General features: G+C 73.9%; 19 protein-coding genes. 13 read left to right on the top strand and 6 right to left on the bottom strand.

The features are described 5' to 3' along the window. Positions 1 to 34 precede the first annotated feature (34 nt). Entirely contained in the window at positions 35 to 1,123 is a 1,089-nt protein-coding gene (locus ACFU7Z_RS00005) for an NADH:flavin oxidoreductase (RefSeq protein WP_380774942.1), read from the bottom strand. A 382-nt stretch (positions 1,124 to 1,505) separates the two neighbouring features. On the opposite strand from ACFU7Z_RS00005, the gene ACFU7Z_RS00010 reads away from it, so the two are divergent. From ACFU7Z_RS00010 to ACFU7Z_RS00040, 7 genes are all read left to right on the top strand, one after another. After that, positions 1,506 to 2,258 carry an oxidoreductase gene (locus ACFU7Z_RS00010; RefSeq protein ID WP_074002290.1) on the top strand — a complete coding sequence of 251 codons (753 nt, stop codon included), beginning with the start codon at positions 1,506 to 1,508 and terminating at the stop codon, positions 2,256 to 2,258. A gap of 29 nt (positions 2,259 to 2,287) precedes the next feature. After that, a complete protein-coding gene (locus ACFU7Z_RS00015; RefSeq protein WP_049658615.1) occupies positions 2,288 to 3,484 on the top strand; it encodes a cytochrome P450 in 1,197 nt (398 codons plus the stop codon). Further along, positions 3,481 to 6,966 carry a carboxylic acid reductase gene (car, locus tag ACFU7Z_RS00020; RefSeq protein WP_380774944.1) on the top strand — a complete coding sequence of 1,162 codons (3,486 nt, stop codon included), beginning with the start codon at positions 3,481 to 3,483 and terminating at the stop codon, positions 6,964 to 6,966. Before ACFU7Z_RS00015 ends, car begins: the two co-directional genes overlap by 4 nt. 12 nt (positions 6,967 to 6,978) lie before the next feature. Next, on the top strand, positions 6,979 to 7,326 hold the full coding sequence (locus ACFU7Z_RS00025; protein ID WP_049658964.1) for a nuclear transport factor 2 family protein: 348 nt from the start codon (positions 6,979 to 6,981) through the stop codon (positions 7,324 to 7,326). A 96-nt stretch (positions 7,327 to 7,422) separates the two neighbouring features. Further along, entirely contained in the window at positions 7,423 to 8,466 is a 1,044-nt protein-coding gene (locus ACFU7Z_RS00030) for a glycosyltransferase (RefSeq protein WP_380774946.1), read from the top strand. Between the two features lie 123 nt (positions 8,467 to 8,589). Next, complete coding sequence (locus ACFU7Z_RS00035; RefSeq protein ID WP_380774948.1) at positions 8,590 to 10,200, top strand: cytochrome bc complex cytochrome b subunit; 1,611 nt, start codon at positions 8,590 to 8,592, stop codon at positions 10,198 to 10,200. Positions 10,201 to 10,231: 31 nt separating this feature from the next. Next, positions 10,232 to 10,708 (top strand): PPOX class F420-dependent oxidoreductase, encoded by a 477-nt coding sequence (locus tag ACFU7Z_RS00040; RefSeq protein ID WP_074002287.1) that lies wholly within the window; start codon positions 10,232 to 10,234, stop codon positions 10,706 to 10,708. Between the two features lie 146 nt (positions 10,709 to 10,854). Here the strand turns inward: ACFU7Z_RS00040 and ACFU7Z_RS00045 are convergent, their stop codons facing one another. Continuing rightward, positions 10,855 to 11,124, bottom strand: a complete 270-nt coding sequence (locus ACFU7Z_RS00045; protein ID WP_049655118.1) for a DUF1876 domain-containing protein — start codon at positions 11,122 to 11,124, stop codon at positions 10,855 to 10,857. A gap of 178 nt (positions 11,125 to 11,302) precedes the next feature. Here ACFU7Z_RS00045 and ACFU7Z_RS00050 point away from each other — a divergent pair, with 178 nt between their 5' ends. The 4 genes from ACFU7Z_RS00050 (at position 11,303) to ACFU7Z_RS00065 (ending at position 15,193) form a co-directional block, all read left to right on the top strand. Then, on the top strand, positions 11,303 to 12,208 hold the full coding sequence (locus ACFU7Z_RS00050) for a YndJ family protein (RefSeq protein ID WP_380774950.1): 906 nt from the start codon (positions 11,303 to 11,305) through the stop codon (positions 12,206 to 12,208). Further along, positions 12,205 to 12,717 carry a DUF1990 family protein gene (locus ACFU7Z_RS00055; RefSeq protein ID WP_380774952.1) on the top strand — a complete coding sequence of 171 codons (513 nt, stop codon included), beginning with the start codon at positions 12,205 to 12,207 and terminating at the stop codon, positions 12,715 to 12,717. Before ACFU7Z_RS00050 ends, ACFU7Z_RS00055 begins: the two co-directional genes overlap by 4 nt. A 1,070-nt stretch (positions 12,718 to 13,787) precedes the next feature. Beyond that, positions 13,788 to 14,435 (top strand): hypothetical protein, encoded by a 648-nt coding sequence (locus ACFU7Z_RS00060; protein ID WP_380774954.1) that lies wholly within the window; start codon positions 13,788 to 13,790, stop codon positions 14,433 to 14,435. Then, on the top strand, positions 14,432 to 15,193 hold the full coding sequence (locus ACFU7Z_RS00065) for a hypothetical protein (RefSeq protein WP_380774956.1): 762 nt from the start codon (positions 14,432 to 14,434) through the stop codon (positions 15,191 to 15,193). Before ACFU7Z_RS00060 ends, ACFU7Z_RS00065 begins: the two co-directional genes overlap by 4 nt. On the opposite strand, the gene ACFU7Z_RS00070 is transcribed toward ACFU7Z_RS00065, so the two are convergent. The 3 genes from ACFU7Z_RS00070 to ACFU7Z_RS00080 are packed head-to-tail and all read right to left on the bottom strand — an operon-like array spanning position 15,161 to position 17,116. After that, entirely contained in the window at positions 15,161 to 15,922 is a 762-nt protein-coding gene (locus ACFU7Z_RS00070; protein WP_380774958.1) for a zf-HC2 domain-containing protein, read from the bottom strand. The two genes, ACFU7Z_RS00065 and ACFU7Z_RS00070, sit on opposite strands and share 33 nt — an antisense overlap. Continuing rightward, positions 15,919 to 16,491, bottom strand: coding sequence for a sigma-70 family RNA polymerase sigma factor (locus tag ACFU7Z_RS00075; RefSeq protein ID WP_082345936.1), 573 nt, complete (start codon positions 16,489 to 16,491; stop codon positions 15,919 to 15,921). The genes ACFU7Z_RS00070 and ACFU7Z_RS00075 overlap by 4 nt, the downstream gene beginning before the upstream one ends. Positions 16,492 to 16,537: 46 nt before the next feature. Continuing rightward, positions 16,538 to 17,116: a hypothetical protein gene (locus ACFU7Z_RS00080; RefSeq protein ID WP_380774960.1), complete on the bottom strand. Its 579-nt coding sequence runs from the start codon at positions 17,114 to 17,116 to the stop codon at positions 16,538 to 16,540. Between the two features lie 188 nt (positions 17,117 to 17,304). Between ACFU7Z_RS00080 and ACFU7Z_RS00085 the strand changes: the two genes are divergently transcribed. Then, entirely contained in the window at positions 17,305 to 17,694 is a 390-nt protein-coding gene (locus ACFU7Z_RS00085; protein ID WP_049655132.1) for a co-chaperone YbbN, read from the top strand. Positions 17,695 to 17,793: 99 nt separating this feature from the next. Here the strand turns inward: ACFU7Z_RS00085 and ACFU7Z_RS00090 are convergent, their stop codons facing one another. Then, positions 17,794 to 18,756, bottom strand: a complete 963-nt coding sequence (locus ACFU7Z_RS00090; protein WP_380774961.1) for a helix-turn-helix transcriptional regulator — start codon at positions 18,754 to 18,756, stop codon at positions 17,794 to 17,796. 174 nt (positions 18,757 to 18,930) lie between these two features. Here ACFU7Z_RS00090 and ACFU7Z_RS00095 point away from each other — a divergent pair, with 174 nt between their 5' ends. Continuing rightward, positions 18,931 to 19,665: an alpha/beta fold hydrolase gene (locus tag ACFU7Z_RS00095; RefSeq protein WP_375875211.1), complete on the top strand. Its 735-nt coding sequence runs from the start codon at positions 18,931 to 18,933 to the stop codon at positions 19,663 to 19,665. Positions 19,666 to 19,737: the final 72 nt, after the last annotated feature.

The raw sequence follows: 19,737 nt of genomic DNA on the forward strand, positions 1-19,737 counted from the left end.
CCTCCTTCTGTCAGCCGGTCAGCCGGTCCGGTGGTCAGACCAGGGTCGCGAGCACCGACGGGTCGTACGGGACCGCCCCGGCCAGCCCGCCGCCGAGCGCCCGCTCCGCCCAGTCGGGGTTGGCCAGCAGCGGCCGGCCGACCGCGACCAGGTCGAACTCGTCGCGTTCCAGCCGCTCGACCAGCTCCTCGATGCCGGTGAGCCCGGCCGGCCGGGTGAAGCCGTCGGTGAACACGCCCTCGCCGTACTGGCGGTCCAGGCCGACCGAACCGACCGTCACGGCGGCCCTGCCGGTGAGCTTGCGCGCCCAGCCCGCCAGGTTGAGGTCGCTGCCCTCGAACTCGGGCAGCCAGTAGCGGCGGGTGGACGCGTGGAAGGCGTCGACCCCCGCCTCGGCCAGCGGGGTCAGCAGCTGCTCCAGCTCCTCCGGGCTCTCCGCGATCCGGGCGTCGTAGCGGCCGACCTTCCACTGGGAGAGCCGGAAGAGGACCGGGAACCCGGGGCTCACCGCCGCCCGGACGGCCTGCACCACCTCGGCCGCGAAGCGGGCCCGGGAGGCCGGGTCGCCGCCGTAGCGGTCGGTGCGGCGGTTGGTGCCGTGCCACAGGAAGTCGTCGATCAGGTAGCCGTGCGCGCCGTGCAGTTCGACCCCGTCGAACCCGAGCCGCTCGGCGTCCGCGGCGCCGCGCGCGAACGCGGTCACGGCGTCGTCGATGTCCTGCTGGCTCATGGCCCGCCCGGCCGGGCCGCCGTCCAGGCCGATCCCCGAGGGCCCCTCGGCGGGCGGTTCGGTGCCCGGGCGCTGCACCCCGGTGTGCCACAGCTGCGGGACGATCCGGCCGCCGGCCGCGTGGACCAGCGACACCACCCGGGACCAGCCCGCCAGCGCCTCCTCGCCGTGGAAGTGGGGGACCCCGTCGTAGGCCGCGGCGGCGGGGCGGCCGATGTAGGTGCCCTCCGTGACGATCAGCCCCACCCGGTGGGCCGCACGGCGGGCGTAGTACTCCGCGACGTCCGGGCCCGGCACCCCTCCGGGGGACTTCATCCTGGTCATCGGCGCCATCACGATCCGGTTCGGGACCGTCAGGTCGCCCACGGTGAACGGCTCTCCCAAGCCCGCCATTGTTCCTCCCGAGTTCGTCTGAATTCCGGGCCGGACACCCCGGTCGATATCCCGCCGAACCGCGGCGGTGTTTCCGTCCGTCTCATACCGGAGGTCCGTGCGTCGGCAATTCGACGATTATCGGGGCTATCGTTCCCGGCGTCCAGCGGCATCGGCCCGCCCGGCGGCCGACCGCCTTTCTGCACCGCGCCAGGCGATGCACTGCATCGACACAATCTTCTTGACCTTGCCGAAGCGGGTCGCGGATAGTGGTCCGCGGTGGTTCCGCGCCGCCCTTCCGCACCGGCACCGGGCCGTACCCGCCCGTACGCCGAAAAGCGTCTCTTCTGCCGAAAGGCGTCGCGGACAGGTTTTCCGACCAGGGAGAGGCGGCGGAACCGGAATGGAACGGGAATTGGCCGGAAAGCGGGCGGTGGTGACCGGCGGAAGCCGCGGCATCGGCGCCGGCATCGCACGGAAGCTGCTGGAGAGCGGCGCCACCGTCGTCACCACCGCGCGCAAACCGACCGGGGACACCCCGGCCGAATCCGCCTTCGTACCGTCCGACCTCAGCACGGCGGCCGGTGTCCGGGAATTCGCCGACACCGCGCTGGAAATCCTCGGCGGCGTGGACATCGTGGTCAACAACGCCGGCGGCTGTCGGACCTTCCAGAGCGCACTGGACATCGAGAAGGACTGGCAGTACACCGTCGACATCAATTTCCTCTCCGCCGTCCGGCTCAATTCCGCACTCGTCCCCGCGATGCGTTCGGGAGGCGGCGGCGTCATCGTCCACATGTCCTCGATCGCCACCGTCTCGTCCTATCCGGTGATCCTGCACTACGCCGCCGCGAAAGCCGCCCTGGAGGTCTACCACAAAGGGCTGGCGACCGAACTGGCGCCGGACGGCATCCGGGTCGTCGCGCTTTCCCCCGGGAACGTCATGACGCCGGGCGCGGACGAGGCCCGGGACGGGATCGCCGACTACCTCGGGCTCGGGACGGACACGGCGGACTGGGCCGAGGGGATCCCGCTCGGCCGGATCGGGCGCACCGAGGACATCGCCGAGGCCGTCGGGTTCCTGGTGTCCCCGCGCGCCTCCTGGATCACCGGCAGCAACCTCGTCATCGACGGCGGGCGGATCGCGGCACTGTGACCGCCCCCGGGACCGGAAGGACTGACAACATGACCGCGACGGACGACGGGCCCCGCGCCTATCCGTTCGGCCCGACGCACCGGCTCGACATCGACCCGGAGCTGGCCGCGGTCTGCGGCGAGCAGCCCGTGCTGAGGGTCCGTCTGCCGTTCGGCGGGGACGCCTGGCTGGTCAGCCGCTACGCCGACGTCCGCGCCGTGCTGGCCGACCCCCGGTTCAGCCGCGCCGAGGCGGTCGGCGACCACGTGCCCCGCACGGTCTCGGCCGGCCTCCCCCGCACCTCGATGCTGAGCATGGACCCGCCCGAGCACACCCGGCTCCGGCGCCGGGTGGCCAACCCGTTCACCCTCCGCCGGGTCGAGGCGCTGCGGCCGCGCGCCCAGGAGATCGTGGACGAGCTGCTGGACGCGATGATCGCGTCGGGCTCGCCGGCCGACCTGACCAAGGCCCTGACCTGGCCGCTGCCGGTCACCATGATCTGCGAACTGCTCGGGGTGCCGCTCGCCGACCGCGACCGGTTCAACTCCTGGGTCGACGGCCTGCTGACGCTCTCCGACCCCGAGCTGTCCGCCCGCGACCGCGGGCACCTGAACGACTACCTGGCGGGCCTGGTCGCCGAACGCCGGGTCCACCCCACCGCCGACCTGCTCGGCGAACTGGCCTCCGTCGAGGGCGAGGAGAACGCGCTCACCGAGGAGGAACTGGTCGGCCTCGGGGTCAGCCTGCTCTCCGCCGGCCAGGAGGCCACCGCCAACCAGATCGGCAACTTCGTCTACACCCTGCTGACCCGCCCCGAGCTGTGGCGGGAGCTGGTCGCCGATCCCGGCCTGATCCCCGGCGCGGTGGAGGAACTCTCCCGGGTCGTCCCGATCAGCGCCACCGCCGGGTTCACCCGGATCGCCGTCGAGGACCTGGAGCTCAGCGGGCAGAAGATCCGCGCCGGCGACGCCGTGGTCGCCGAACTCGGGCTGGCCAACCGGGACCCGGAGGTCTTCGAGCAGCCCGACCGCATCGACTTCCACCGCAGCGCGTCCCCGCACGTCACCTTCGGGCACGGCGTGCACCACTGCCTCGGCGCGCAGCTCGCCCGGATGGAACTGCGCACCGTGCTCGGCTCCCTGGTCCGCCGTCTGCCGGGGCTGCACCTCGCCGTCCCGCCCGAGCGGATCAGCTGGCGCACCGAACGCCTCATCCGCGGGGCCGACGCCCTGCCGGTCGCCTGGTGAGCTCCGCCACGGCCGGGGCCGGCCACCGTCCGGGCGCGACGGGGCAGTCGGAAGGGCCGGGCGCGACGGGGCAGTCGGAGGCCGTACGGGCGGCGCTCGCCGATCCGGCCACCAGCCCGGCCGAGATCATGGCGACCGTCATGGCGGCCTACCGGGACCGGCCCGCCCTCGGCGAACGCGCCCGCGACCAGGCGACGGGGCGGCTGCTCCCGAGGTACGACACCGTCAGCTACGGGGAGTTGTGGGCGCGCGTCCGGGCGCTCGCCGGGGCCTGGGCGCACGAGCCCGGGTACCGGCTGGCCCCGGGCGACCGGATCTGCGTCCTCGGCTTCAGCAGCACCGACCACGCCACCGTCGACCTGGCCGGCGTCCACCTGGGCCTGGTCTCCGTGCCGCTGCACGCCAGCGCGCCGCTCTCCCAGCTGGCGCCGATCGTCGCGGAGACCGGGCCGCGGCTCCTCGCCACCAGCGTCGAACGGCTGGACACCGCCGTCGCCGCGGTGCTCGGGCAGTCGTCGGTCCGCCGCCTCCTGGTGTTCGACCACCACCCCGGGGTCCCCGCCGAGCGCGCCGCCGTCGAGGCCGCCGCCCGGCGGCTGGCCGAGGCCGGCGGCACCGCCGTGCTCGACACGCTCACCGCCGCGGTCGGGCGCGGCGCCCTGCTGCCCGACCCCCCGCTGCACGTCCCCGCCCCGGGCGAGGACCCGCTGGCCCTGCTCCTCTACACCTCCGGCAGCACCGGCGCGCCGAAGGGGGCGATGTACCCGCAGCGCCTCGCCCGCAACGCGTGGTGGGGATTCGTCTACGGGCCCGCCGACGTGCCGTCCGTCGTCGTCCACTACATGCCGCAGAGCCACCAGGCGGGCCGGATGTCGGTGCTGGGCACGCTCGCCCGGGGCGGCCTGGGCTGCTTCACCGCCAGGAGCGACCTGTCCTCCCTGTTCGAGGACATCGCGCTGGTCCGGCCCACCGAGCTGACCATGGTCCCCCGGATCTGCGACATGCTCTTCCAGCGGTACCGCGGCGAACTCGACCGGCGGGCCGGCGAGCCCGGCGACGTCGACGCGGCCGTCAAGGCCCACCTGCGGGAGACCGTCCTGGGCGGGCGGGTGGCGAAGGCCTTCTGCGGGACGGCGCCGCTGTCCGCCGAGGTCGCGGAGTTCGTCGAGTCCTGCCTGGGACTGCACCTGTACACCGGGTACGGCTCGACCGAGGCCGGCGGGGTGCTGCTGGACACCGTGGTGCAGCGCCCGCCCGTCCTCGACTACAAGCTGGTCGACGTCCCGGAGCTGGGCTGCTTCCGCACCGACCGGCCGCACCCGCGCGGCGAGCTGCTGCTCAGGACGAGCGCCGCCATCCCCGGGTACTACCGCCGGCCCGAGCTCACCGCCGCCGTCTTCGACGAGGACGGCTACTACCGCACCGGCGACATCATGGCCGAGGTCGGGCCGGACCGGCTGGTCTACGTCGGCCGCACCAAGGACGTGCTCAAGCTGTCCCAGGGCGAGTTCGTCACCGTCTCCCGGCTGGAGGGCGTCTTCCTCGGCAGCCCGCTGGTCCGGCAGGTCTTCGTGTACGGCAACAGCGAACGCTCCCACCTGCTCGCCGTGGTGGTGCCCACCCCGGAGGCGATCGCCCGCGCCGACGGCGACCCGGCCGCGCTCAAGCTGCTGATCGACCGGGAACTGCGGCGCACCGCCCGGGAGAACGGGCTCAACCCGTACGAGGTGCCCCGGGACTTCCTGGTCGAGACGGAGCCCTTCAGCCCGGCCAACGGCCTGCTCTCCGACAGCCACAAGCTGCTGCGCCCCCGGCTCCATGAACGCTACGGCGCGGCCCTGGAGCGCCGCTACGCCGAACTCGCCGACGAACAGGGCCGGCAGCTGCGGGAACTGCGCCGGACCGGTGCCGACCGGCCGGTCCAGGAGACCGTGAACCGGGCCGTGCGCGCCGTCCTGGGCCGGGCCGACGCCGGCGCGGACACCGGCGCGCGGTTCACCGAGCTCGGCGGCGACTCGCTCTCCGCGCTGTCCTTCACCACCCTCCTGAAGGAGGTCCTGGACGTCGAGGTGCCGGTCGGCGTCGTCCTCGGCCCGGCCACCGACCTGGCCGGGGTGGCGGCGTACGTCGAGGCCCGGCGCACCGCCCCGGGGAGCAGGCCCACGGCCGCCTCCGTGCACGGCGGCGGCGCGACCGAGGTCCGGGCCCGCGACCTCACCCCGGACCGGTTCATCGACGCCCCGACCCTGGCCGCCGCGCCGGGCCTGCCCGGCCCCGCGGAGTCCCCCCGGACCGTCCTGCTGACCGGCGCCAACGGGTTCCTCGGCCGCTTCCTCTGCCTGGAGTGGCTCCGCCGGCTGGCCCCGTCCGGCGGCCGGCTGGTCTGCCTCGTCCGCGGCCGCACGCCCGCCGACGCGGCCGAGCGGCTCGACCGGGCCTTCGGCGCCGGGGGCGAGGCGTCCCGGCGGTACCGGGAACTGGCCGCCGGCACGCTGACGGTCCTCGCCGGGGACCTCGCCGAACCGCGCCTGGGCCTGGACCGGGCGGTGTGGAACGGGCTGGCCGAGTCGGTGGACCTGGTCGTCCACCCGGCCGCGCTGGTCAACCACGTGCTGCCCTACGCCGAGCTGTTCGGCCCCAACGTCGCGGGCACCGCCGAACTGGTCCGGCTGGCGCTCACCGAACGGCTCAAGCCCGTCACCTACCTGTCCACCGTGGCCGTGCGCGGCGGAGCCGGGCCGTCCGCGCTCGACGAGGACGCCGACGTCCGGGAGGCGATCCCGCGCCGCCGCCTCGGCCGCGGCTACGCCGACGGGTACGCCGCGGGCAAGTGGGCGGGCGAGGTGCTGCTGCGGGAGGCCCACGAACGGTACGGCCTGCCGGTCACCACGTTCCGGTCGGGCATGATCCTCGCGCACAGCAGCTACCCGGGACAGCTGAACGTGCCCGACGTGTTCACCCGGCTGGTCCTCAGCCTGGTGGCCACCGGGATCGCGCCGCGGTCGTTCCACCGCGGCGGCGCGCCCGCGCGGTACGACGGCCTCCCGGTCGACTTCCTCGCCGAGGCGGTCACCGCGCTGGGCACCCCGGGCCCGGACGGCTACCGCACCTACAACGCCTGGAACCCGCACGACGACGGCGCCTCCCTGGACACCCTCGTGGACTGGCTGGTCGAGGACGGCCACCCGATCCGGCGCGTCGACGACTACGACGACTGGTTCGCCCGCTTCACGACCGCGGTCCGGGCCCTGCCGGAACGGCAGCGCACCCACTCGGTGCTGCCCCTGCTGCACGCCTTCGAGCAACCGGGCGAGGACCGGCCCGCCCCGGCCCCGCGGTTCCGGGAGGCCGTCCGGGCGGCCGGGATCGGGCCCGACCGGGACGTGCCGCGGCTGTCCCCCGCCCTCGTCACCAAGTACGTCACCGACCTGCGCGGCCTCGGCCTGCTCGACCGGCACCCCTCCCCTTCCCGCCCGCACTGAACGGAGAAGCCCATGGACCAGGACCTCGACGCGACGGTGGACGCCGGACTGCGGCTGCTGGAGGCACGCGACCTCGCCGGCTTCCGGGCCCTGTGCACCCCCGGCGCCACGGTGTGGCAGAACGACGGCGACGGCACCCGGCCGATCGACGCCCGGCTGGAGCGGATCGCCGCGTTCTTCGCCACCGTCGACTCCCTGCGGTACGAGGTCGTGCGCCGCTTCCACAAGCCCGACGAGGTGCTCCAGCAGCACGTCCTGGTGCTGGAGGCGCCGGACGGCACCCGCAGCCGGGTCCACGCCACCACCTACTTCCGCTTCGAGGACGGGCTGATCGCCGAGATCGAGGAGCACCTGCAGTAGTCCCGGCTCCCTGGTTCCCTGGATCCGGGGGTCCGTGGGTCCGGGGATCCGGGGGTCCCTGTTCCGCTCAAGTCGCTGGTTCGTCAAGGAGGTTCGGTGACCGGCCGAGTCGTCTACGCGTCGTTCGAGTTCCAGTTCCCGCTGGGCGGCATCCGCGTCCTGAACCAACAGGTCGCGCTGTTGCGGGCCGCCGGCGTCGAGGCGTACCGCTGGACGCCCACACCGGGCTTCCGCTACACGTGGTTCGACGACGACGTGCCGACGCTGTCCGGGATGACCCTGGACCTCGGCCCCGAGGACGTCCTCGTGCTGCCCGAGGTCAGCGTGCTCCCGGGCCGCGACCCGGCGCCCGGCGGCCGCAAGGTCGTCTACTCGCAGGGGCACTACGTCCACTTCCTGACCTGCCCCGCCCCCGGCCCGTACCCGGGCTGGTCGGCCCGGCCGGCCCTGTGGACGGTCTCGAAGGCGGGCGCCGACATGCTCCGCCGCGCCCTGCCCGGGTTCGAACCGCACCTGGTGCCGAACACCGTCGACACCGGGCTGTTCCGGCCGGCGTCGACCGGGCGGGTCCGGCGCATCGCGTGGATGTCCCGCAAGCGCCCCGTCGAGAGCACGCTGCTCCACCGTCTGCTCCACGCCGACCCGCGGTCCAGGGGCGTCGAGCTGTACGACATCCACGCGGTTCCGCACGAGGAGGTCGCCCGCGTACTGTCGGACACCTCGGTGTTCATCGCGCTGGGAGCGCCAGAGGGCGAGGGCTTCGGCCTGCCGCCGGCCGAGGCGATGGCCAGCGGCTGCCTGGTGACCGGTTACGCCGGCGGCGGCGGAGCGGAACTGTTCGACTCGCCGTCCGCGTGGCGGATCCCGGAGCTCGAAACGGACCGGCTGGCGGACCGGGCCCTGGAACTGCTCGACCTGCCCGGCCAGGACGAGGTGCGGCGGGCGGGCCGCCGCTGGGTCTCCGAGCGGTACACCACCGAGGCCGCGGTGGAGGCGCTGCTCGACGGCATCCGCAAGGCGCGCGCCCTGCCCGGCGGCGCGGCTCCGGCCACCCATCCGACCGCCTGGATGGAGGAGTTGCTGAGGCGCTTTCCGATCCCGCCGGAGGCGTACGCCCGGATGGAACCACCGACCGTCTAGGACCCGCCGCCCTCCGGCGCACCGACCACCCCGAATGGAAATGGGGATTACCCCCCGGTTATCGTGGGCACCAGTGCGAACCGGGGACTCCTCCCCGCTTCCTTCGGACCAAGGTGCGTGCACATGACCCGGAATCAGAGCCCTGGGCGGGGGCAGCGGGCCGCCGACTGGGCGGACGGCCGGCTGGGGATCTACTCCCTGGCCAGGGCGAACCTGCGGAAGATCTTCCCGGACCACTGGTCCTTCATGCTGGGCGAGATCTGCCTCTACACCTTCGTCATCATCATCCTGACCGGTGTCTGGCTGACGCTGTTCTTCAAGCCCAGCATGGGCGAGGTGGTCTACGCCGGCTCGTACGTGCCGCTCAAGGGCGTCCCGATGTCGGAGGCCTACGCCTCCACCGTGGACATCAGCTTCGAGGTGCGCGGCGGCCTGCTGATCCGGCAGATCCACCACTGGGCGGCGATCGTCTTCGTCGCCGCCATGTTCGTCCACATGATGCGGGTGTTCTTCACCGGCGCCTTCCGCAAGCCCCGCGAGATCAACTGGGTGTTCGGCTTCCTGCTGCTCTTCCTCGGCATGCTGGACGGCTTCTTCGGCTACTCCCTGCCCGACGACCTGCTCTCCGGCACCGGCATCCGGTTCATCGAGGGCTCGATCCTCGCCGTGCCGCTGGTCGGCACGTACATCCAGATGTTCCTGTTCGGCGGGGAGTTCCCCGGCCACGACATCGTGCCGCGGTTCTTCACCATCCACGTGCTGCTGATCCCGGGCATCATGCTCGGCCTGCTGGTGGCCCACCTGATCCTGGTCTTCTACCACAAGCACACCCAGTGGGCGGGCCCCGGCAGGACCGAGAAGAACGTCGTCGGCATGCCGCTGATGCCGGTCTACCTGGCCAAGGCCGGCGGGTTCTTCTTCCTCGTCTTCGGCATCGTCGCGCTGGTCGCCGCGATCGCGACCGTCAACCCGATCTGGGCATACGGCCCGTACCGCCCCGACCAGGTCTCCACCGACGCCCAGCCCGACTGGTACATGGGCTTCGCCGAGGGCCTGATCCGGATCATGCCCGGCTGGGAGATCGGACTGTGGGGGCACACCCTCAACCTCGGGGTGCTCATCCCGTTCGCGCTGTTCCCGCTCGTCCTGGGCGCCATCGCCGTCTACCCGTTCATCGAGAACTGGGTGACCGACGACAAGCGGGAGCACCACCTGCTCGACCGGCCGCGCAACGCGCCCGTCCGCACCGCGCTCGGCGCCGCCTGGATCAGCCTCTACCTGGTGGCCCTGGCGGCCGGCGGCAACGACCTGATCGCCACCCACCTGCACCTGTCGCTCAACTCCATCACGTACGCCGCCCGCGTCGGCTTCTTCGCCGTCCCGGTCGCCGTCTTCGTCCTCACCAAGCGCTGGTGCCTCGGCCTCCAGCGCCGCGACAGGGAGAAGGTGCTGCACGGCCGCGAGACGGGTGTCATCAAGCGCCTGCCGCACGGCGAGTTCACCGAAGTGCACGCCCGGCTCACGCCGCGGGAACTGCACCGGCTCACGGCGCACGAACAGCCCCGCCCCCTCGAACTGCCCGCCCCGGTGGACGAGAATGGAGTGGCCCGCCCGGCGGGGGTGCTCACCCGCACCCGGACCCGGCTCTCCCGCGGGTTCCACGGCGAGGGCGGCCGGATCCCCAAGCCCACCGCCGAGGAGTTCCACGAGATCACCGAGGGCCACGGGCACTGACCCGCACCCCCCGATGGCACAGGGAGGACAGGTGCACGACCGAACCGACCGAAGCGACCGGACCGACCAGGTCGACCCGACCGACCGGATCGCCGACAGCAGGTACCTCCTGCTCACCACCTTCGGCGAGGACGGCAGCCGGCTGGAGTCACAGCTCTGGGTGGTGCAGGACGGCACGGCCCTCGGGGTCTGGACCCCGGCCCACTCCGGCGAGGCCGAACGGATCCGCCGCCACCCCCGGGTGCTGATCGGCCCCTGCGACGCCCACGGGCGCCCCACCGGCCGCCGGATCCCGGCCCGGGCCCGGCTCTGCGACGCCGACGACACCGCCCGCTACCGCACCTCGCTGATCAACAAGTACGGCCTGACGGCGCTGATCGCGCTCGCCCGCAGCCGGTTCCGGGTGGGGCTGGCCGGGACGGTCGGCATCCGGATCACGCTGAACGAACTGGAACAGCGGCTGGTCGGGCCGGAGTGGCTACCGCCGGCCACCTACTGCGTCAACTGACGGGCCGTCGCGTCCGGCCGTCGCGTCCCGTCCGATCGTCTCGCCTGATCGTCAACCTCCGTCGAGTGCCGGGGCCTTGAGAAGGTCTGCTCCGGCACTCGACGCTTTCCGGCACCTCGACGCGACTGCTGGCAGCGGGCCGGAGGTCACGACAGCGGGTGGGTCGGGACCGGACTGACCTCCTGGATCTCGGCATGGGCCTTGGTGAGCAGCTGCGAGGCGAGCTCGTTGAGCGCGCGGGCCCCCGCGATCTCCTCGCCGACCCTCAGCTGTTCCGGGTCGGAGGGGTGGCGGCTGCTGTAGCCGTGGGCGCGCAGTTCGCTCCCGTCGCGCAGCCGCAGCAGTGCGGCGGCGCTGGTCCGTGCCCCCTCTTCGCGGAACTCCATCTCGATGTGCCAACCGACCAGAGTCTGCATGGCGGATCACCTCCATCGGTTACCCCTCCAGAGTGCGCCGCACCCACCGTGAACACCAGGCCAGCCGGTCCGGGCGACATCGGGGGGCGACATCGGCACTGAGTTGAACACGTTCAACTCAGCCGCGTAGAGTCGGCGGCGCAAGCTATTTGAACGCGTTCAAGGGGGTGTGTCCACGATGGCTTCGCTCACGACAGCTGTGTCCGCGATGGGCCCGGGCACCACGGAACTGGTCGACCTGCTGGTCCTGCTCGGCATGGGAGCCGTCGTCCCGCTCGGCCTCGCCCTGGTCGACGAGCCCGGCCTCGCCCGGATCCGCCGGCTCTGGCCGCTCGCCGCCGTCCCCGGCGCGCTCTCGCTCTGGCTGCCCCGCGGCGGCGGCCTCGCCACCGGCTGCGCCCTGCTCTACGCGCTCGGCACCCTGGCCGTCGCCCTGCACGCCCCCCTGCGGCTGGCCCGCACCCGCTCGCTCGCACCCGCCGAGGTCGCGGTGCTCACCGCGCTCGCCGCACCCTCGGTCGCCGGGGTCGCCCTGGTCGCCGAACGCTCCGGCTACCCGCTGTTCGGCTTCGAACCGCACATCCTGGCGCTCACCGTCCCGCACTTCCACTACGCCGGATTCACCGCCGCCCTGGTCGCCGGACTGGTCTGCCGCGCCGCCCGCCCGGGCTCCGCCCCGGCCCGCTGCGCGGCCCTCAGCGTCCCGGCGGGCACCCTGCTGGTACTGGCCGGCTACTTCCTCGGCAACTGGTGGCAGTTCGCCGGAGCCGCCGTCCTGACCACCGGAATGTGGCTGGTCGGCCTGGTCACCTGGCGCGACCTGCGCCCCCGCACCGGCGACCGGACCACCGCCCGCCTGCTCGCCGCCTCCTCGGCCGTCCTCGCGCTCACCATGCTGCTCGCCCTGTGGTGGGCACTCGGCCGAGCCGCCGGACTCCCCCACCCCACCCTGACCTGGATGGCCGCCACCCACGGCGTCGGCAACGCGCTCGGCTTCGCCCTCTGCGCGCTGCTCGCCTGGCGCCGGATCACCGCGGACCGGGCCAACGCCACCCGGACCGACACGACGGAGACCCCCCGATGAACGACTACAGCTACCCCGAACAGGGCGCCAGCCACACCGGCCACCTCCCCGCCGGCTACAACCACCTGCGGCACAGCGCCCTCATCGGCCACGGCCGCCCCGCCCTGGAAGCCGCCGGCGCCGCCCTGCTCGACTGGCGGATGCACCGGCTCGCGGGCGTCCGCATCGACGCGACGGCCGACCGCGCCGCCCCCGGCGTCGCCGTGCACTGCGCCATCGGCCTCGGCCCCCTGCGGGCCGGCGCCCCCAACCGGGTCCTGGCCACGGTCGACGGCCCGGACCGGTACGGCTTCACCTACGGCACCAGGACCGGCCACCTGGCCCAGGGCGAGGAAACCTTCCTGGTCGCACTCACCCCCGACGGCGAAGTCCGCTTCTCCGTCACCGCCTTCAGCCGCCCCGTCGCCTGGTACGCCCGCCTCGCCGGCCCACTCCTCCCCCTCTCCCAACGCGCCTTCGCCCACCACTGCGGACGCGTCCTCACCCGCATCGCAGCCCAGGCCACCTGACCAGCGCCCCACCACCATCAACCCCCCGATCCCCCCGATCCCCCCGCTCGCCACCACCGTCATCAACCAGCCCGCCTGACACTTCGGGCCCACACTCACCCACATCGCGGCGCAGACCGCCCAGGCGATGGCGGAGTGGCCACCCGAGCGCCTCGCGAAGGCCAGTCGGACGGCGAGTCGGTCGAGCGGCAACCGCCCGACGGCAGAGGCCGGTCGGGAGAAGCTCTGCCCGAAACCGAAGGCCCGCAACTGGCCCACATCCCGACACGCGCCGTCCAAACGACGGCGGCAGGCGTCGGCGGGCTGGCTGGCTGAGCCCCCTGGCCGGTCGGATGGCAAAAGCCGATCAGGTGGCGTGCTGATTGAGCGGCACTCCGCCCGACCCTGCGGGCCCTCACTGGCCCGCATCGCGGCGCAGACCGCCTGGAGGGGCATCTCACCGCCACCACCATCAATCAACCGGTCCACCTGGCCCACCCATTCACCAACCCACAGCCCCCGCGCGCCCAACCCATAGCCGCCCGACGATGTGGGCTCGTACCGGCCCGCAGTGCGGCACCGACCACCGGGGCGACGGCGGAGGGCTCCGGCTGGGCAGCAGAGCCACCCGAGCGCCTCGCGGACGCCAGTCGGATAGCGAGCCGGTCGAGCACAACCGCCCAACACCAAGGACTGGTCGGGCGGTGGAGACCGGTCGGGAGGAGTTCTGCCTGACACAGCCGGCCCGCACTGGCCCGCATCGCGGCACAGGCCGGCCGAGCGACGGCGGCGGGCATCGGCTGGATGACAGGGCCACCCGAACCATAGTGAAGGCCCGCTCAACGACGGCCGCCGGGCAGCGGAGGTCGATTGGGGGCGGCGCCCCGCCCGACACCGCCAGCCCACACTCACCCGCATCACGGCGCAGACCGCCCAGGCGGGGGCCGGTCGGAGGGCGGGCCGGCTGGACGGCAGCCGCGAGGTGGGTGGCCGAGGCCGAGCAGGTGGTGGCGGAGGCCGGCTGGGTCCAGGGCGGGGGTGGGGCGTAAAACGGCTGGTCGGGGCGGGGGTGTGTTCGGGATGATCGGCGGATGATGTCGATGCGACCGGTCCTGGAGATCTTCGCCTCCGACGGCTTCACGCTCTGGCCGACGGCCGAGCTCGGGCCGTACGGGGATCTCGCGCTGGACGGGCGGTTGACGTCGGACGAGGTGGGCACGGTGGTGTGGCGGCTGGCGGGCTGCAACGACGTCGAGCCCGACCCCGGGCAGGCCGAGGGGCGCGGTCCCCGGCCGGCGGACCCGTTGGGCGCGTTCCTGCACGCGCTGTTGACCGAGCCGCACCCGTACGCCCCCGGCGGGCTGGTGGTGACCGACTCCGCCACCGGCGCCGTCTTCAGGCCGGGCTGCTGCAACGGGCTGGAGGACTGGCGCGAGTGGCTGAACGTCACGGACGGGTCCGGCACCGCCTGGTTCGGCCACGACCCCGACGCCCGGGCCGAGTGCGTCGGCCGGGTAGTCCGGCTGATCCAGGACGCCGAGGGCGACGAGGGCCCGGTGGTCGAGTTGCCGGTGGACGAACTGCGCCGGCTGCTCGCCGGAGTCGAGCGGGACCTGCGCGACTTCCTCGCGCTCGCGGCGGGCTGGGCCGAGCGGCAACTGCCCGGGCACGCCGCCGCCGTCACCGCCGCGCTCGCCCGAGCCCTGGACCTGGACCCGGACCTGAAGCCGCCGTCATGACCAGCTTCCACACCCACCGGGCCCGGGTGCACGACGCCTCGCTCCCGCCGTACCGGCGGCACAGCGCACTGCGCACCTGCCTGACCCGCTTCGCCCCGTACGGCCTGCGGGCGACGTACCACCACCTCACCGTCAGCGCCCGGATTCCGCGCTTCCTGGAGGCCGACCCGGACACCCTGGTCCGCGCGGTGGACGAGTTGCACGAGGCGCGCGAGCTGTGGCGGGCCAGGGCCGAGGAGTACGCGGAGCGGCGCCGGGCGCAGAAGCGGGCCGGGCGGCGACTGCCTCCGGAGACGGCCTGGTGGCACGTGCGCTGGTGGGGGTCGCCGAACGCGGCCTGGGAGCACGACCCGTTCCTGCACCCGCCGTTGCGGCTGCCCGACTACGTCCGGCGGCAGAACGCGCTGCTGGACGGTGCCGTGCTGCCCGGGTGCCCGGCCTGCGGGGAGCAGGGCCCGCCGGTGCCGCTCCCGACCGGCCCCGGCGACGACCGCGGCGACGGTCACGGCCACGGCCGGGCCGAGCTGTGCCGCTGCTGCGCGCGGGTGCTGACGCCCTGCGGTTGCGGGCGGTGGCACAGCTTCGAGCCGGCGCTGCGGACCGGCTGGAGCCGGATCCGGGGTCGGGAGCACATGACCGGCGGCGGCGAGCCGAGCCCGTACTGGCCGGGTGTCCGGGGCGAGGCCCGGGTGGAGCGGTTGGAGTCGTACACGATCCACTGGGGGTCAGGGGTGGTGTACGGGGATCGCGACCAGTAGCGCGCCGCCGTCCTGGACGCGGACCTCGAAGTGGTCGATGTCCGCCAGTCGGAAGGCCGCGCCGCCGGTGGTGCGCACGGTGCCGTCGCCGCTCCCGCCGCCGTTGCCGTAGCCGCCCGCCGGGACGGACCAGGTGGTGACCGTCTGCTGCTCGCCGGTGTGCGAGACGGCGACCAGGCTGCAGGTCAACGGGCCCTGGACGCCGGAGAGTTGCAGGCTGACCTGGGTGCCCCAGGTGGTGCCGTCCAGGCCGACGGTCGCGTGCGCGCCGGTGCCCGGGTCGGTGGCGCTGAACTGCTCGGCCACCGCGACCACGGCGGGGGTGTTGTCGGCGGTGAGCACCGCGGCGGTGACGGCGGGGCCGGCCGCCACCATCGCGGTGGCGGCCAGGGCCAGCACCAGCCGCCGCACCCGGCCCCGCCGCCGGGTGGCGCCGACCTCGGCGACCAGCCGGTCCAGCAGTCGGGAGTCGGGCTGCGGAGCGGGACCGGCCGGGTCCGCCCCGGCCGCCCGCGCGGTGGCCGCGTACTCGGCCAACAACGGCTCCACCGAGCCGAGTTGGGTCACCTGCTCGGCGCACTGCGGGCAGTCGGCGAGGTGTTGCTCGAAGGCGGCGCGCTCGACGGGTTCCAGCAGGCCGAGGACGTACGCGCCCGCGTCGACGTGCACCGGGCCACCAGGCACCCGGTCGGGGTCAGGGGTGGGGTCGCGGTCGGGGTGCCTGGTCACGATGTCACTCCCCGTTCCTCCAGCGCGAGCCTGAGCGAGCGCAGCGCGTAGAACACCCGCGAGCGCACCGTCCCGGCCGGGATGCCGAGTTCGGCGGCCGCCTCGTTGGCCGTACGGCCCTTCAGGTAGGTCTCGACGATGATCTCCCGGTGCACGGGCGAGAGGTCGCCGAGCGCGTCCGCGACGGTCATCATCCGCAGCGCCCGGTCGATCTCGTCCTCGGCGGGCAGCTGCTCCAGTGCCGAGGCGTCCACCTCGCGCGGCCGGGCCATGGCGCCGCGGTGGCCGTCGATCACGATCCGCCGCGCGACGGTGACCAGCCAGGGCCGGAGCGAGCCGGCCTCCGGGTCGAGCCGGTGGATGTTGCGCCAGGCGCGGAGCAGGGTCTCCTGCACGACGTCCTCGGCCCGCTGCCGGTCCCCGGCGACCAGGTGGAGCACGAACCCGAACAGCGGACCGGCATGCTCCCGGTACAGGGCGCGCATCAGGTCCTCGTCCGGCGCCCCCGTGTCGTGGCCGCCGGTGCGGCCGACGGGGTGCTCCTCGGTCACCACTTCATCGTTGCGCACCCGGGCCTCCTGGGCGAGGGCGGTCGGAGCCGGTCATCGGAACCGGTCAGTAGCCCGGGGTACTGGGCGTCGGGTTGCCGGGTGCCGGGGTGCCGGGCGTCGGGTTCATCGGGCCGGAGTTCGCGGCGCCCGCCCTGCCGCCGGTCGGGGTCAGGGCGAACCAGGTGCCGGCCACGCCCTGGCCCTTGGTGTCGCCGGGCTTGGTGTCCGGCGAGTAGCGGTAGGCCGGCCAGCCGTTCAGGGTGACCTGCTTGGTGCCGTCGTCGCGGGTGACGGTGCCGACCAGCTTGCTGTCGATGCCCTTCACCGTGACGTTGCCGTTGCCGTCGGCGTGCTCGGGCGGCCAGATGGCGGCGCAGCTGCCGTTGCAGTAGGACTCCGGCGGGCTGTTCCGGTCCTGGTCGAAGCGGTAGAGCGTGAAGCCCGCGCTGTCGGTGACGATCGTGCCCAGCTTCGGGTCCTGGGCGGTCTGCAGGGTGACGGCCGCCGGGGTACCCGGACCGCTCGGGCTGCTCGACGGACCGGAGGAGCCGCCGGACGATCCGCAGCCGGCGATCAGGGCGGCCGCCGCGATGCCGGACGCGGTCAGCGCGAGCGTCCGCCGGGTGCGGAGTGTGCTGCGCATGGGGTGCCTCCCTCGGGGGGAAGGGGTCGGAACGGACCGGACACCCTTCCGTACGGGCGGCGGCCGCCGGCTGCTCACTCCCTGGCTCCGGCAACCGCCGGAACGCCGCCGGAATACCCCGTCGACCGGGACGGTTGTGGCGGGCACATGGCCTGAACCGCCACGTCCGGAAGGGAAGGAATCACGAGATGAGCAACACGGTCGAGCTGACCAAGGAGAACTTCGACGAGATCGTCCCGGGCCCGGAGGGCAAGGACTTCGTCTTCATCGACTTCTGGGCCGGGTGGTGCGGGCCGTGCCGCCAGTTCGCCCCGGTGTACGAGAAGGCCGCCGAGCGCCACTCGGACCTGGTCTTCGCCAAGGTGGACACCGAGGCGCAGCAGGAGCTGGCGGCCGCGTTCGACATCCAGTCGATCCCGACGCTGGCGATCATCCGTGAGGGCGTGCTGGTCTTCTCGCAGCCCGGTGCGCTGCCGGAGGCGGTGTTCGAGGACCTGATCGGCCAGGCCCGCGAGCTGGACATGACCGAGGTGAAGCGCAAGGTCGCCGAGGAGCGGGCGGCCGGCGGCCAGGCCTGATCCGGACGTCCGAAGACAGGCCCCAAGGCCCGGGGAGTCGAAGCTCCCCGGGCCCTCGGCATGCCCGCTCCCCAGAGCCGTCCGCCGCCGCACCCGCCGTCACGACGGCTCGGCACCCCAGGCGGCGAGCCGGTCCGCGAGCGCCCGCACCTCGGCGCGCAGTGCGGCGGGTTCCCGGACGGTGAACGGCCACCCGAGGCCGGCCAGCAGCACCGCGACGCCGTCCAGGTTCTGCGCCCGGGCCCGCAGCAGCACCCGGTCCTCGGCGAGTTCGGTGAGCGTGCCGACGGCGGGCGGCAGTCGGCGGCGGGCCTCGGCGAGGGTGGTCCGCAGTTCGACCTCCACCCGGTGCCGCCAGGGCGCGCAGGCCAGTGACTCCACGACCCGCTGGACCGGGTCGTAGTCCTCCGGCGGCTCGAAGCCCGCCTCGCCCTGTTCGACCCGGGTGATCCGGTCCAGCCGGAAGGTGCGCGGCTCGCCGCTGCGGTGGTCGAGCCCGGTGGTGTACCAGCGCCCGGAGTGGAAGACCAGCCCGTACGGGTCGAATTCGCGTTCGCTGGGCCGGTCCTCCCGGTCCCGGTAGGCGAGCCGCACCCGGCGACGGCGGCGGGCCGCCTCGGCCAGGGTGAACAGCGCGGCGGCGGCCGGGCCGGGGCCGGTGGCGGGGGTGGCGGTCAGTCCGAGGGTCTGTTCGACGGCCGCCACGCGCTCGCGCAGCGGCTGCGGCAGCACCCGCTGGATCTTGGCGAGGGCCGTCCCGGTGGCCTCCTCCCCCACCGACAGGCCGGAGCTGCGGCCGGCCAGCAGGCCGAGCACGACGGAGGCGGCCTCGTCCGGGGTGAGCATCAGCGGCGGCAGCCGGTAGCCGGGCCGCAGGCGGTAGCCCCCGTAGCGGCCGCGGTCGGCCTCGACGGGGATGCCGAGTTCGGTCAGCCGGGCGACGTAGCGGCGGACGGTGCGCTCGTCCACGTCGAGCCGGGCGGCCAGGTCGGCGCCGGTCAGGCCGGGGCGGTCCTGGAGCAGTTCCAGCAGGGCGAGGACGCGGCTGACCGGGTGTTCCATCGCGCGCACTCCCTTCCTCGGCGGAAATCCGGGCGACTTCTGTCCGGATCCGATCCTAGAGTCGGCGGTGGAGGAGGCCCCGCCTCGACGGAGCCCCTCGCGGGCCGCCCGTCGAGACGTCCACGGCTCGTCGCGGCCTCCCCGGACTTCCCACCGACGAAGGAGCGATCCGCCATGAGCACGTTCGTACTGGTCCCCGGATTCTGGATCGGCGCCTGGGCCTGGGACGAGGTGGCCGCGCCGCTGCGCGCGGCCGGGCACCGGGTGTACGCCGTCAGCCTGCCCGGAGTGGGCGAACGCGCGGGCGAGGAGGGCGAGTTCGGCCTGGAGGACCACATCGCCGACCTCGCCGGACTACTGGTCCGGGAGGACCTGTCGGATGTCGTCGTGGTCGCCCACAGCGGCGCCTGCGCCCCGGTGGGCGGGCTCGCGGACCGGATGCCGGAGCGGATCCGCCGGGTGGTCTACCTGGACAGCGGCCCGCTGATCGACGGCTCGTCGGTGTACGACCTCTGGCAGCCCGACTACCAGAAGACGGCCGAGGCCTCGGTGGTCGACGGCCGCCTCCCGCTGCCGTCCTGGGAGTACCTGGGCGAGCAGGGCACGAGCACGGCGGGGCTGGACGAGGCCGCCCTCGCGTCCATCCGCTCCCGCTCCACCCCGCACCCGGCCGGGGCGTTCCGGGACCGGCTGCGGCTGACCGGCGCCGGGGCCGCGCTGCCCCAGGCGCTGGTCTCCTGCTCCTTCCCGCTCTCCCAGGTGCGCGAGCTGATCGCCGCCGGGCACCCGTACTTCGCCGGGATGTCCGGGCCGAACTGGGAGCTGCGCGAACTGCCCACCGGGCACTGGCCGATGTTCTCCCGCCCGGCCGACACGGCGGCGTTGCTGGCGGAGCTCGCCGCGCTCTGAACCCGCCGGTCCGGCTTCCCGCCCTGTCCTGTCCGTGCCCGGTGGTGCGCCCCACGGCGCCCTCGGCGTGTC

Source organism: Kitasatospora sp. NPDC057518 (genome assembly GCF_042802075.1).
Taxonomy (GTDB): Bacteria; Actinomycetota; Actinomycetes; order Streptomycetales; family Streptomycetaceae; genus Kitasatospora.